At 44.3% G+C, this 13,870-nt stretch carries 10 protein-coding genes and 1 tRNA gene; 5 read left to right on the top strand and 6 right to left on the bottom strand.

The genetic code is table 11. The features are described 5' to 3' along the window. Positions 1–275: 275 nt before the first annotated feature. Positions 276–767 carry a DUF6932 family protein gene (locus ACFS25_RS29085; RefSeq protein ID WP_381508320.1) on the top strand — a complete coding sequence of 164 codons (492 nt, stop codon included), beginning with the start codon at positions 276–278 and terminating at the stop codon, positions 765–767. Continuing rightward, on the top strand, positions 760–1,830 hold the full coding sequence (locus ACFS25_RS29080) for a hypothetical protein (RefSeq protein WP_381508318.1): 1,071 nt from the start codon (positions 760–762) through the stop codon (positions 1,828–1,830). The genes ACFS25_RS29085 and ACFS25_RS29080 overlap by 8 nt, the downstream gene beginning before the upstream one ends. Before the next feature lie 305 nt (positions 1,831–2,135). Here the strand turns inward: ACFS25_RS29080 and ACFS25_RS29075 are convergent. The 3 genes from ACFS25_RS29075 to ACFS25_RS29065 form a co-directional block, all read right to left on the bottom strand. Next, positions 2,136–2,208 (bottom strand) — tRNA-Gly (locus tag ACFS25_RS29075). A gap of 57 nt (positions 2,209–2,265) precedes the next feature. Beyond that, positions 2,266–3,537, bottom strand: a complete 1,272-nt coding sequence (gene bioA, locus ACFS25_RS29070; RefSeq protein ID WP_381508317.1) for an adenosylmethionine--8-amino-7-oxononanoate transaminase — start codon at positions 3,535–3,537, stop codon at positions 2,266–2,268. A gap of 29 nt (positions 3,538–3,566) precedes the next feature. Next, the gene (locus ACFS25_RS29065) at positions 3,567–4,079 is read right to left on the bottom strand and encodes a KdsC family phosphatase (protein WP_381508315.1); all 513 of its coding nucleotides are present in this window, start codon (positions 4,077–4,079) and stop codon (positions 3,567–3,569) included. Between the two features lie 47 nt (positions 4,080–4,126). Here ACFS25_RS29065 and ACFS25_RS29060 point away from each other — a divergent pair, with 47 nt between their 5' ends. From ACFS25_RS29060 to ACFS25_RS29050, 3 genes are all read left to right on the top strand, one after another. Continuing rightward, the gene (locus ACFS25_RS29060) at positions 4,127–5,578 is read left to right on the top strand and encodes a methyltransferase RsmF C-terminal domain-like protein (RefSeq protein WP_381508313.1); all 1,452 of its coding nucleotides are present in this window, start codon (positions 4,127–4,129) and stop codon (positions 5,576–5,578) included. After that, positions 5,575–6,627, top strand: a complete 1,053-nt coding sequence (locus ACFS25_RS29055) for an alpha/beta hydrolase (RefSeq protein WP_381508311.1) — start codon at positions 5,575–5,577, stop codon at positions 6,625–6,627. The genes ACFS25_RS29060 and ACFS25_RS29055 overlap by 4 nt, the downstream gene beginning before the upstream one ends. Positions 6,628–6,702: 75 nt before the next feature. After that, a complete protein-coding gene (locus ACFS25_RS29050) occupies positions 6,703–7,524 on the top strand; it encodes an enoyl-ACP reductase FabI (protein ID WP_381508309.1) in 822 nt (273 codons plus the stop codon). 72 nt (positions 7,525–7,596) lie between these two features. On the opposite strand, the gene ACFS25_RS29045 is transcribed toward ACFS25_RS29050, so the two are convergent. The 3 genes from ACFS25_RS29045 to ACFS25_RS29035 form a co-directional block, all read right to left on the bottom strand. Next, positions 7,597–8,649 (bottom strand): alkaline phosphatase D family protein, encoded by a 1,053-nt coding sequence (locus tag ACFS25_RS29045; protein ID WP_381508307.1) that lies wholly within the window; start codon positions 8,647–8,649, stop codon positions 7,597–7,599. Positions 8,650–8,786: 137 nt separating this feature from the next. Then, positions 8,787–11,873: an AAA family ATPase gene (locus tag ACFS25_RS29040; protein ID WP_381508305.1), complete on the bottom strand. Its 3,087-nt coding sequence runs from the start codon at positions 11,871–11,873 to the stop codon at positions 8,787–8,789. Continuing rightward, positions 11,870–13,096 carry a metallophosphoesterase family protein gene (locus ACFS25_RS29035; RefSeq protein WP_381508303.1) on the bottom strand — a complete coding sequence of 409 codons (1,227 nt, stop codon included), beginning with the start codon at positions 13,094–13,096 and terminating at the stop codon, positions 11,870–11,872. Before ACFS25_RS29035 ends, ACFS25_RS29040 begins: the two co-directional genes overlap by 4 nt. Positions 13,097–13,870 lie beyond the last annotated feature (774 nt).

Here is a 13,870-nt window from a genome sequence, read left to right as displayed (position 1 = left end):
TAAAAGCACATATCGGATGGGAACAAATCGAACACAGCAATCAAGCATTAGTGTATAATAATTTTGAGCAGATGATGCAGTTAGTGAGTGATGAATATCTTGTCTTAGTAAAATAGGATGCACAATTTTAAGAAGAGACGGTATCAAAAAGTATGTTGCGCTTGTAGCATGCTAGTAATATATAGCTTGACAATGCCCCAAAATTGGTATATTATTACCGTGAAGAAGAAAATAAGAGCCGGAGCTAGAAGGCCGGTTGAAAAAAATCTGAGCCGATGGATGATTATTCTAAAATACGTAAAAATGATGCCAAACCTATATTAGCCAGCGGGGTTAGGGTGATTGGTGAATGGCAACTTGACCATTTCTTCTATGACTCTTTCACAGGGACCTCAGCAGATCCATCGAGAAGGCTGTTTTTGGTAAATAATTTACGTAGATATTTGCACGAACTTAGAAAACTCAACCTTTATATAGAAGTCTGGATCGATGGATCATTTGTAACCAATAAGCTAGATCCTAGTGACATAGACTTGACTGTTTTTGTTCATGGGTACGAACTGGATACATTGCCTGTAATACACAAACAACAATTAACTCGGTTAACAAACGACCCTGATTTAATGCTTGCTCGGTATACTGTGCATGGGTTTCTAGCATATCTAGAAGATGAAAGCGAAAAGGACTATTGGGACGGACTATTTTCGAAAGGACATTACACCAATAGCGAGAAAGGCTATTTTAAAATAATAATACCGCATGTTTGATATTGCACGTACAGAAGAGCTGCGTAATACTGCACTGCAATTACTAGAGCAGCATAAGAAAAAATTGGCCGAAAATCCTGAGAGTTTTGCCTGTCAGATGATGGTGCAGTCAGCAGCCAATAGGCTCAATGACTTAAACAATCGACTAATTGAGCAACGACAAGATCGCCTATTTGAATTGGTTGAATTGCGCTTAATCGGCGAATCTGCCCAAAACGGTTCTTTACCGTTATATATGATTGGTCAGTTATCAAATTCGTTTGAGGAAACGCTGATTGAAATCGGTAAATATGCTAAACATGGTAATAGAAAACGTAAGAATGCCTTCACCGAAACCAGAAATCAATTAAAACCTAAATTAAAACGATTAGGTGCTGGATCGACCCGGTTATTTATTTCGGTCGATACCAATCCAGATATATTCGGCAATAGTCTTTCCGATGTTTGTATAAGTCGTACGTTTGAAATTTTATCTACATCTGATTCAGATGATTTATTACAAGTTTCTGCAACGGTTGGTAATTCTGCCTTACGCATGATTAGCCGATTTTTAAAACAACTACTAAGTTTCAACTTAGAAGCTGATCTGAATTGGCACACACCTTTAGATACTGAATTAAAGTGGACAGGCAATAAATTAAAGATGCAACGGCTACAAGCTTCACTTGAAAAAATTACACAAAGTGAACCTATTGAAATAATAGTTGAAGGAGAACTTGTTACTCAAAGCTTAAAAGGAGAAGGTAAATTTGAGGTAATTACAGAAAGCGGAGCATCAATTTACGGCACTGTTCCAACAGCAGTACTTTCCCAATTTGTGCAGGCTCGAATTGGCAGCCAGTGCAGGATAACGGTTTTACAGATTATCCATCAAAATTTATCTACTGGCAAAGCTAGAAGCTTTTATGAATTATCTAGAATTGAATCGTTAGGCATTTCGGATATTGGCGTAGTACAGTATTTAAATGAATCTTTAAATGAGAGTGAATACTTTAGGTCTTCAGTTCCTCAGCCCCCTTTTCGTTTTCATTTGCCAGAAATCATACATTCATCAAAAAACTAGTTTATGATTATTAGTAATTCCAATGATTGATTTGATATAAATTTCCAGTGGGTTTTAATATAATACTTAAACAATGTAAGGATCTAACTATCATATTGTTTAATAGAATCGAAATAACTCTTTGTAAAGCAATTAATGTTACATTATAAACGTGTCGGTTTTAATTAATAATAATTGAACTTAGCTGAGGTAAATAAAGAAGTTGAATAAGTTGTGTTAGCAAACGTGTTAGTAAGGCCAACTTATTAAGAAAAAAACCGGCCAGCATTTCTACTAACCGGTTGATTTTCATAGGTTTATAGGTGAGCGGGAAATGGGGTTCGAACCCACGGCCTGCAGCTTGGGAAGCTGCCGCTCTACCAGCTGAGCTACTCCCGCTTAAACTTGGTGGAACAAAGGTGAGCGATTAAACTCATAATATCAAGCTATATGCATTCAGATAGTTGTCAACAATTCTTCTATCTGCTTATGTGTGTAGGCCAACTGCTCATCTGTTGTGCAATAAGGAGGCATCAGATATAACACATTACCTAACGGGCGCATTAAAACACCACGCTCCAGCAGAAAATTGTAGGCTGTATCGCGGATGTTATTGAAATAAGAGGTTTGCTCACCAACGTTCAAATCGAAGGCAAGCAATGTGCCGTGTTGCCGAATGTTTTCAACTGTTTTATAAGTGGCTAGTCTGCTCGCAAAATCAGTATGGTTTTGGGAAATGCGCTGAATGTTTGCTTGGGTTTCGGCCAGAAGAAGTAGATCCATACTGGCCAGCGCAGCTGTGCAGGCCAACGGATTAGCGGTAAATGAGTGACCGTGAAAAAGCGTTTTAAACTTATCGTCGGATAGAAAGGCGTCGTAAATGGCTTGCACACAAGAAGTAACGCCCAATGCCATCGTTCCACCAGTCAACCCTTTCGATAAGCACATTAAGTCTGGCTTTCCCTCAAGATAATGGGATGCAAACAGGCGGCCTGTTCGACCGAAACCTGTCATCACTTCGTCGGCAATAATGAGCGAACCTTTGCGCCGAGCCAGTTGAACTAATTTATCCAATATAGCCGGTTCATACATGACCATGCCGCCTGATCCCTGCACTAATGGCTCAACAATAAAAGCAGCTACTTCATCAGTAAATAAGGCTTCGGCACGTTGAAGAACGTCATCTTCCTGACCTGGTAGGGGCACTGGCAGATAATCCACATCGAACAGAAATGGAACAAAGGGTGCCGTGAAAGCACTGCGTCCACTCACGGCCATTGCTCCAAATGTGTCGCCATGGTAAGCATTCTCAAACGCAATTATTTTCTGACGAGGCTTGCCAAGGTTATGCCAGTACTGAAATGCCATTTTTAGCGCCACTTCAACGGCTGTTGAACCATTGTCGGAATAGAATATTTTCGACTGATTCCGGGGTAAAATCGCTAGTAGGCGCTCTGCTAATTCAACCGCAGGCTGATGAGTAAAACCAGCGAAAATAACATGCTCAAGTGTTTGTAGCTGTTCGGATACGCGTTTGGCAATGTGCGGATGCGCGTGTCCGTGCAAGTTCACCCACCAGGACGAGATCATATCAATGTATTCGCGACCGTCGGCATCGTATAATATCGATCCACTACCCCGCACAATTGGAATTGGCAATGGAGCCGTCTGCATTTGTGTGAACGGATGCCACAGTACTGCCTGGTCACGTTCGGCTAATTTGTTCATTCAAAAATTTATTCTTGTAAATTAATGGGTTATGAAAACCACTTTCCCTGCGCTTTCATTACCTGTTCAATAACGTCCCGAACAGCGCCACGGCCACCCGATTTGGATGATATATAGGTACAAATACTCCGAATTTCGTCAACAGCATCGGCGGGACAGGTACTCAAAACAGCCGCCCGACTCAGAATGGTGTAGTCAGGAAGATCGTCTCCCATGTACAGGATTTCGGATTCATTCAGACCATCACGGGCTATGTAGCCGAGGAACGCATTCACTTTCTGGTCGGAAGGACCACCCATTAAAACGTCTTTGACATTCATTGAGGCTAGCCAGTTTCGTACGCCATCGGCATTTGATGAAGACACAATTCCAACCCGAAAACCGGCCTTAATGGCTTGTTCAATGGCGTAGGTATCACGGATGAAAACTGTTCGAAATCGCTCGCCCGATGCAAGTAAATTAACGTTACCATCGGTCAAAACACCATCTACGTCGAAAATAAAGGTCTTAATCTGCCTGAATCGTTCTTGTGTTACAGCCATGATGCAAGTTTAGTGAAAACCGCCCGACAGTTCCGTATTTTTGTCACATGACTACACATAAGATGCCTCTGGGTGGACAGCCCCCGGCTGGATGGCCTCCTGCATTTCTGGCACAGATGCAGGCACAGTTGGGCGCAGATTTTACTGAATTTGAGTCGGCACTAACGCAACCGACGCCAGTGAGCATCCGCATGAACCCACAAAAGATGGCTGGTTCGCCGGTCCATCGCTATGGTGCATCTTATAATACAACGGGATTGGCGCAGGTGCCCTGGTGCCCAGATGGTTTTTACCTTCCCGAACGACCAAGTTTTACGCTCGATCCGTTGTTTCAAGCTGGTGCATATTATGTTCAGGAAGCATCTTCCATGCTTTTGTATGAGGCACTCAAGCAAACTGTTAACCTGAATCGTCCGTTACGCGTGCTGGATTTGTGTGCGGCCCCAGGGGGGAAAAGTACCTTGCTGGCGTCGATGCTGCATCCCGACAGTTTGCTGATATGTAATGAAGTAATTCGCAGTCGGGTATCGGTGTTGCGCGAAAATCTAGATAAGTGGGGCTACCCGAATGTTGTCGTTAGCCATCATGACCCGGAGGATATGAACAATCTGACTGGTTTCTTCGACGTGGTTGTGGTCGATGCTCCCTGCTCTGGCGAAGGACTTTTTCGGAAAGATCCCGATGCCATGCGGGAATGGTCGGAAGCTAGTGTATTACTTTGTTCTGCCCGGCAAAAACGGATTTTAGCCGCAGCCGGGCCTTTGCTGGATAAAGGTGGTGTATTGATTTATAGCACCTGTACCTATAACGATACCGAAAACGCCGAGAACGTCCGCTACTTAACCGAAAACGGGTTTCGAAATCGTCCGCTCATCTTGCCATCTGAATGGAATATAGTTGAGAGGCAGGCTGGCGATCTGGAAACAGGTGATGCCGTCGGTTACCAGTGCTACCCAAATCGAGTTAGGGGCGAGGGGTTTTTTATTAGTGTTTTCCAGAAAACAGCGTTCACGGCTCCTGTGAAACTTGATGCCCGCACGTTTCGAACCATACGGGCATTACGTCCCCGCGAAGCCGCTTCAGCTGCGAAATGGCTTCAAAATCCAGTCGATTTTTCATTCTGGGAGAAACCTAATGGTGATGTGATGGCCTTGCCGAAAGCCCTAGAAAAAACGTTCTTATTTCTGGATAGTGCCTTGAAAAGCAAAGGCTTTGGTTTGGAAATGGGTCAGTTTAAAGGGCAGGATTTTATTCCTTCGCACGCATTGGCTCTCAGTACAGCCATTAATCAAAATCTGCCTGCTCTGGCATTGAGTAAGGAAGATGCGTTGCGGTACTTTAAGAAAGAGAATCTGGTGTTTGATGAACCTGTTAAAGGCTGGTTGTTAGCTCAATATGAAGGGTTGAATCTGGGTTGGGTAAAAGGCGTAGGTACTCGTGTTAACAACTATTTACCAAAGGACTGGCGAATCAGAATGGATATAAAAGAATACGTATGAAACGGTTTCTCGTGATTTTAGGTCTCTTCGTGGCCGTTCTTGCTGTTGGTTACCTGCTTGGTCCATCGGCGCATTCTGATAAAATTAAAGAAGAACCAACTATGATTAACTGGGACGCCAGCCGCCCAGAACTGGCGAAGCTAGAGCAAAACATCGTCGAATCGGAAGATAAAGAAAATCTGCGCCCTGACAATGAAGCCCGGATTGTTTGGGCCGATAGTTTGCATAAAGTAAAGACGCCTTACAGTATTGTTTATCTGCCCGGTTTTACGGCAAGTTGGGCCGAAGGAGACCCAATTCATAAAGAAATAGCTAAACGCTTCGGGTGTAATCTATACCTCGCCCGCACCCATGAACATGGCCTCAACTCACCAGACGCGTTTAAGAGCCTGACGCCATCAAACTATGCTGGTTCAGCTGAGCAAGCCTTGGCTATTGGAAAGGCGTTGGGCGAGAAAGTAATTGTAATGGGTACATCAGCCGGTGGTATGCTTGCGCTTTATTTAGCCGCTCATCACCCCGAAATTGATGGTTTAGTGCTCTATTCCCCTTGTATTGCAGTGGCTAATCCAGCGTTAAAACTGGCTACCAAGCCCTGGGGTAAGCAGATTCTCAATCAGGTTTTTAATGGCGAGCACGTTATTAACACAAACTATAAAGGCGGTCGCGCCCGATATTGGTTGCCGCAATACCATATCAACGGTCTGATTACGTTACAAACTATGCTCGAAGAATACATGACGTCCGAACTGTTTCGGAAAGTAAAGCAGCCGGTATTCATGGGTTATTATTACAAAGACGAGGAGCATCAGGACAAAGTTGTGTCGGTGCCTGCCATGCTGGATATGTTTGATGAACTGGGTACACCTGCTAATCAGAAACAAAAAGTCGATTTCCCAAACGCAGGTGAGCACGTAATTGCGTCGCATTTTACATCTGGAGATATCAACGGCGTTTATCTGGCGACCGAAAAATTTATGGAGACTGTGTTAAAGCTACCTTTGGCCAAAGTCCCCGTAGCTGCGGTAGTCTTTCGCGAAAAAAAATAACCTAACTTTGACCGCTGTTTTGATCGTATTGCATTTTTTGTCATTCCGACAAAAACGGGAAAATTATAAAAAAATATGGCTTACGGATTACTGAACGGAAAACGCGGCATCATCTCTGGTGCCTTAGACGAAAAATCAATCGCCTGGAAAGTCGCTCTGAAAGCGAAGGAGGAAGGGGCTACTTTTACACTCACCAACGCGCCGATTGCGATGCGGATGGGTGCTATCAAGCAACTCGCTGAGCAGTGCAACGCCGAAATAATTCCGGCTGATGCTACGTCAGTAGAGGACCTCGAAAATCTGTTCACCAAATCAACCGATATACTGGGCGGCAAAGTTGATTTTGTGTTGCATAGTATTGGCATGAGTCCGAACATTCGTAAGGGGAAAGCCTACACGGATCTGAACTACGATTGGTTTAAGCAGAGTATTGATATCTCGGCTCTGTCGTTTCATAAAATGATGCAAACGGCTTACAAGCTGGATGCCATTAGTGAATGGGGGTCAATTGTTGCGCTGACTTATATGGCTGCTCAACGAACGTTTCCATTTTATACAGACATGGCTGATGCTAAAGCTATTCTGGAATCAATTGCCAGAAGTTTTGGCTATCGGTATGGGAGATACCGGCATGTGCGGGTGAATACCGTTTCGCAGTCGCCAACGCCGACAACCGCTGGTGGAGGTATTGGTGGTTTCGATAAATTCTATGATTTTGCGGATAAAACGGCACCCCTTGGCAATGCTAACGCCGACCAATGCGCCGATTATGTCGTAACGCTCTTCTCCGATTTAACTCGTATGGTTACGATGCAGAATCTGTACCATGACGGTGGTTTCTCCATGACGGGTATTTCAGAAGAAGTAATGGAGTTGATTAATAAGGAAGTAGAATAAAAAATAAAACAGGCGTATCTATGAAACTGCTTCATAGATACGCCCGTCAAACTGGATAAACAGCGCAGTGGATTAAAACCTGATTTCCTGCGTGAGATAAGTTTCCTGGTTGTCGCCGTTAATTCGGACGGTGGCGCTTAGCGGTTTGTCCGATCGGGATGCAGCATCACCACTGGTGCGGTTCCAATTAATGGTAATTAAACCGTAGTTGAGTTTGGAGACGATCTCGCCAACGCGATAGCGATTTGGTTCTTCGTGTGGAGCCGAGACATGGGTAAGACCGCTGCTCGTAATGTCATACAGGCTGTAGTTTAATCCAGGCACATTTACTTTGGACACTTCGGCCATGTGTCGGTCGCCACTGATTAAGAGTGTGCCCTTCGGCTTTGTTTTACCTAACAGATCCAGAAGCCGTTGACGCGCTGTGGGGAAGTTGGCCCATTTTTCATACACGTGCTCCTCGGGCAGAACCTGAATCCCACTGCCAATAATATGCACATCGGCATCGGAATTTGCCAGTTGCTGCTCTAACCATTTCCATTGTGCTTCGCCCAAAATATCGCCCGACGGGTCGGGGACGTTGGCTTTACCATCCTTCTTTAGCGGGTCGCGGAAATAACGGCCATCCAGCAAAATCACTTTTACCCGTTGTCCTTTTGGGCCATAAGCATTGGCAGAATAACCCCCTTCCTGTGTACGCAATGGACTGTTAGCTGATACGTCCAGGAAATCCAGCATGAGTTGTTGACTTTCTTTCCGACGGGGATATTCTTTCCCGCCATCGTTAACGCCATAGTCGTGATCGTCCCACACGCCGATGATTGGTGTCGTTTGCCGTAATTGCTGATAAACTGGATTCCCCTTCTGTCGGGCATATTTAGCCCTAAGCGTGTCCATGCTTTCCGAATCACCATAGATATTGTCACCAAGCCAAATCCAGACATCTGGTTTCTGAGCCACAATATCGTCCCACAGTGGTTGCAACCGTTTCTGGTCACTACACGACCCAAAGGCAATTGTTGTAACGGCTTTTTGTGACTGTACAGAGGCTTTCCCTGACTTTGGCGTGCGGCATCCGGCCAGTGCAACACAGCCGAACATGACGAATAGTACAAGCTTTTTCATTAGTGGGAGTCCGTTTATTTGCTGGTAAAAGTAAATAAACGGACTCGTTTCCAGAGCTTGGTCAAGATTTGTTAATATGGCCAAAGAGCCGAAGGGGAGGGGAAATGTGATGAATAAATCTTTCTCTCTATTTCTTCTCAGTCCCAGCTTCTCACAATCCGGCTTCCATTTTCCGTCGCTTCTGCCCTAATAAAGTTGTCTACTTCCTGTTGCAATTCTTCAACGTGCGAGATGATTCCGACCACGCGATTTTCGGAGCGGAGGGCTTTTAGCGTTTTGAAGACCATTTGCAGAGAATCCTTATCGAGCGTACCGAAACCTTCATCTAGGAAAAACAGGTTTTGTTTGGCCTTCGTTAGATGCTGAATATTATCCGATAAAGCCAGTGCCAGGGACAGCGCTGCCTGAAACATTTGACCACCCGATAGTGTCTTTACGCTTCGCACCTCACCACTATTGAGGTAATCGCGCACCAGAAAAATATTTTTATCGTCAAGTTCCAGCTTCAACTGATTATTGGTTAACTTGAAAAACCGCTCATTGGCCGACTCGCAAAGATTTTTTAAATACACCGCCGAAACGTAGTTCACGAAGCCCTGTGCCCTAAACATTTCGTCCATTTTCTTCAAATCCTGTCGCCGGAGATCAAGTTCGTCATGCCGTTTTTGGTGTTCCTGCTTTTGAGTCCATTGCCGTTCCAGCATTACAAACACGTTGGTAAGCTGTCCAAATTCTTTGTTCAGGTCGTCTTTCTGGCCGCGTAGAGTCTGTAGTTGCCCCTGAATATAAAGTAGAGCGTCCGAGTCGAACGATTGGCTCGATAATTCGACTTCCAAATCAGCGACTAATTTTTGGAAGCCACTTAATTTGTCATCGAATTCTTTTACGGAACGTTTTTTCTGCTCAACATCCAGATTACTCCGCAATATCTGCTCAATCTGTTGCTGGTTTAAGTCGTTATCAGTCAGATTTTTGTTTATACCATTTTCCAGAGTTGCTATATCACTGGCAACATCGACTACTTGTCTTGACAGTTGCTGCACTTGTTCCTGCAAGGTTGCCTGTTCTTTCTCGGCATCGCTTCGACCTTTGTTTGCGTTGTCGAAGTCTATTTTTGTCTGAATGTACTGTTGGGTTAGCGAATCACGCAGATCGGCAATTTGAATTAAATTCCATTGCACCACATCCGAGAGCGAAAAATGGACTAGTGAGGCAACTTCCTTCGCCAACTGATCGTGTTGTTGAGAAAGAATACCAGTTGCATTGCTAACGTCTTTAACTAGGTGTGTGACCTTACTTTCTGCACCGTCGATTAACTTATCCAAGGCTCGAATGGCTTCATTTGCCTTCGTGAGCTTCTCTTGGTAAACTTGTTCTTCCGTAATGGCTTGTTTAACGGCATCTTCGTCATCGCTGCTAAACTCATTCCAGACAAATTTATCCTGGTGAGCCGTTAATGATTCTATTGTTGCTCCCCGTTCCTGAATTAATCGTTTGCCATTATCCAACGTAGCCCGTAATTCAGTTTCAAGGCCCTTAATCGTTAGTTGAAGGGTAACTAACTCTTTGATCCGAATTCTTACTTTTCTCAACGAAGTGTCTGCTTTGGCAACCTCAGTCGTTACATCTCCACCACCGTGAATAGCCGGGTGGTGCATTGAGCCACATAAAGGACAAGCCGAACCATCGGTTAAAGACTCCGCATATTGCTGTAATTCCTTCTTAATCAGAGCTTGTTGGTAGGCAGCCTCATGGCCGATTTGAGCAGTTTCGTAATAAGTAATTGCCTTTGCAATCTGCTCTGGCAACGTCTTAAGTGTATAGTCAGTCCATTCAGACGGAAAGCCAATTAACACCTCGTCCTTTCGATGTTTTATTGCTCCTATAGTGTGCTCATACGTTTCAATTTCTGTCATAAGCTCATTTGCGCGCTTTTTTAGCAGCTTATGAGCTACATGCCAATTTTGAATTTGGTACAAGTGGTCCAGATTCAACGATTGTCTGAGCGGATACTCCACTGTTAGCTGATATGCCTTACGATCGGCTTTATGGCGGTCAAGTACGCCATTTTGCTGAGCTAGTTGTTTCTCTACCAGGCTTTTTCCCTGGCTTTTTTGGTCAATCAGCCCTTGCAATGTCCTGATCTGTTGAACCGTATCCAGCTCATCAAGCTGTTTCTGCAATGAATCCCGATTTTCGTATGCATCCTTCGCCGAGTTATACGTTGCTAACAAAGCAGGGAGCCGATTCGTGAGCGTGTCGAATTGATGCTGCGCTCGCTGAGTTGAATCGACTAATTCTTTATGCCGACTTTGTAACTTGTCCAGGACTGCGAAATCCGCCTGGAATAGCAGCCGACACTGTTCATATATATTAATGTCCTGCTGGATTTTTCGAAATTGCGGTTCATGAGTTAACCACTGGTCCAACTCGTTACGAGCCCAGATTAGTGAATTATTTTGTTTTTGTAAGTGAAGTAGTTGTTGTTCGGCTGGCTCTAACTGGTTGATTTTCTGCGTCGTTTCGGCTATTACTGTCTGAATTACGTTAGCGTTTGTCTTCGCCTGCTCAATGGCTTCCGGCGTTACCGTATCCAGTGGGGATAGCAAACCCCGAAGTTCGGCCAGTTGGTCGTCATTAGCCTTACTCAACTTGTTCACCCGACTAGCCAGATCATACTGGTCCAACTTGAACAATTGATTCATCATCTTAGTCCGGTCACTGGGGCTGAGTTCCAGAAATTCCCGAAACTGGTTCTGCGGAATGATGATTGTTCGTTTGAAATTTTCGTAATCTAAGCCCAGTATCTGCTTCGATAATTTCCCTACATCCTCTTTCTCATTGCCAATTGGCTGCCATTCATTGCCTTCACGGATAAACATCCGCCGTTCGCCGGGGCCTATCTCATGATGTTTCTTTGGATGACGTTTAGCCTCATAGACGAATCGGTACAATTGCTGATCGGGACCGGCCTGAAACTCGAAGTCTATAAGTAAGTGCTTCGATTTCAGGTTCATCATGTTATACTGGCGATTGTCACGACTATTTAGCCGCTCTGTTTCACCATATAACGCAAAGCTAATGGCCTCCAATAAAGACGTTTTGCCACTGCCGACTTTACCAAAAATGCCAAATACACTCGAACCAATTAGTTTCTGGAAGTCAATTTCCTGTAATCCCTGATACGAATAAAGTCCTTGAATTGATAGTTTAATGGGTATCATTCAGCTTCTGTTGCTAAAATCTCTTTAAACAACTGATGTAGCCGTTCGTTCGGCTCCTGCCCTTTGTTTTTGTTCTTGAAATAACTTGTAAACAACGTATCTATACTCTGAGTAAGGTCGATGGCCGGGGCGGATTCCCGCTCAGTTTCCTTCACATCCCGTACGTCAGGAATAATCGTTACCAGCGACTTATGCGCCTGTTGAAGTTGCCGACGCTCGTCACTCGTCAAAAACGTAGGCGTTTGCAAAGTGATCTCAGCGTAACAGTTCGGATTCTCTTTTAGCCAATCAACCGCTTCATCTACACGTTTAAACCGAGGACGTAGCAGGCGTTTTCCCGTTACCAGCGGAATAGGTCTGATTAGTACATCTTGCCCCGGTTCTGCCTCAATAATGACTATATATTTCTGTTGATCAGTCTCTGCGAAACTATACGCTAATGGACTACTACTATATACGACTGGACTAGGCCCGCCCGTCAATGTCTGATAACGGTGTAAATGCCCAAGAGCTGTATATTGAATTTGGGCTGGAATCATGTCTGTGTATACTACTGAGGCACCACCAACCTGCAGAATACTACGCTCATCATCTGACTCTTCGGGTTGTTCTCCACCCCGTTTCATGACGAATAAATGAGCCATCAGTAAATTGACGCCCTGCGTATCCATATAAGTATCCGCCAAGACTGCCCAATGCTGGTGCAAATGCTGCCGTAATTCATCATCAAGACTAACCATACCCAAATACGACCGCAGCCGGGTCTCATTAGCATAGGGAGTCATAATAATGCGTACAGGAAGTTCGTGTCGGGGCAACTTTAACTCTATGAACCCCGGTGCCGAGCGAAGCAACTTTGCTTCGCAGCTTAATTCGTAAGCTCGCACCTCTGTTTTTGGGAAGCCAGCGAAAATAATACCGCACTCTCGCCCGAAATGGTCCTGCGCTTCAATCCGATCTGGATTGTCATGATTCCCCGCAATGACGACCACTGTCCGCCGTCCGTTTGCTGTTAACTCTTTAAGCGTACTATATAAGAGGTCTTCTGCTTTAGGATCAGGATTAAATGTGTCGAACAAGTCACCTGCCACCATAATTAAATCCACATCTTCCTCATTAGCTACCTGCACAATTTCAGCTAATACCTCTTTCTGCTCCTGAAGTCGATGAAAATCCTGAAGCCGTTTCCCCAGATGCCAGTCTGCAGTGTGTAATATTTTCATTGGATGAAGAACTCAATGTACCGGATGAACTGATACAAATAGGAGACGCAATATAATTCATAGAGCCCGCATAACGGCTAAAAAAGGTCGCTTTAGCTGATGCTGGTGTAGATTTGGCCGCCAGAACAAGCGTAGACCAAAAAAGTTTAAAAAAACTTTGGGTGGGTAAGTGGCTGAAAGGGGGGGACTTACCAAAGAATCTTTGGTGACCCTCCACTTATTTCAAGATCAAGGCTTGACAAGCGCCAAAAAGTCCCCTATCTTTGCACTCCCAAATAGGGATACAGGTTGACACATAAGGCGCAAGCCACTAACCATCAATCTATTAGGTGCAACAGGTTGAGTATCAAGTTAAAGATTTATTTTCAGATTTACTTGACAAGTTAAATAAAGTGTGTTACCTTTGCACTCCCAAACATCGGGAAAGATTGAGAAAATATGTTTAATACATTGATTATCAATCTATTACGAGGAAAAATTGAAAAATAAGTTTTAAAAATAAATTCGACATTTACTTGACAAGTGGGAAATAAAGTGTACCTTTGCACTCCCAAACAACGAGACACGATTTAGCTGGTCTAAATCACTTCTCAACCACGCTTCGACCAACGGGTCAGGCGCCAAGTTCTTTGACAAACGGTCAGCACAAAACAACTCAACGACACATCTTCGGATGTCGGTTGAACAAGACAGTGCGTTGCAATATACGTACACAATTATTTACGATGGAGAGTTTGATCCTGGCTCAGGATGAACGCTAGCGGCAGGCCTAAT

The sequence above is a fragment of the Spirosoma flavum genome (genome assembly GCF_042686045.1).
GTDB classification, from domain to species: Bacteria; Bacteroidota; Bacteroidia; order Cytophagales; family Spirosomataceae; genus Spirosoma; species Spirosoma flavum.
Note: the sequence above shows the minus strand (reverse complement) of the source record. Positions and strands in the feature narration are given on the sequence as shown.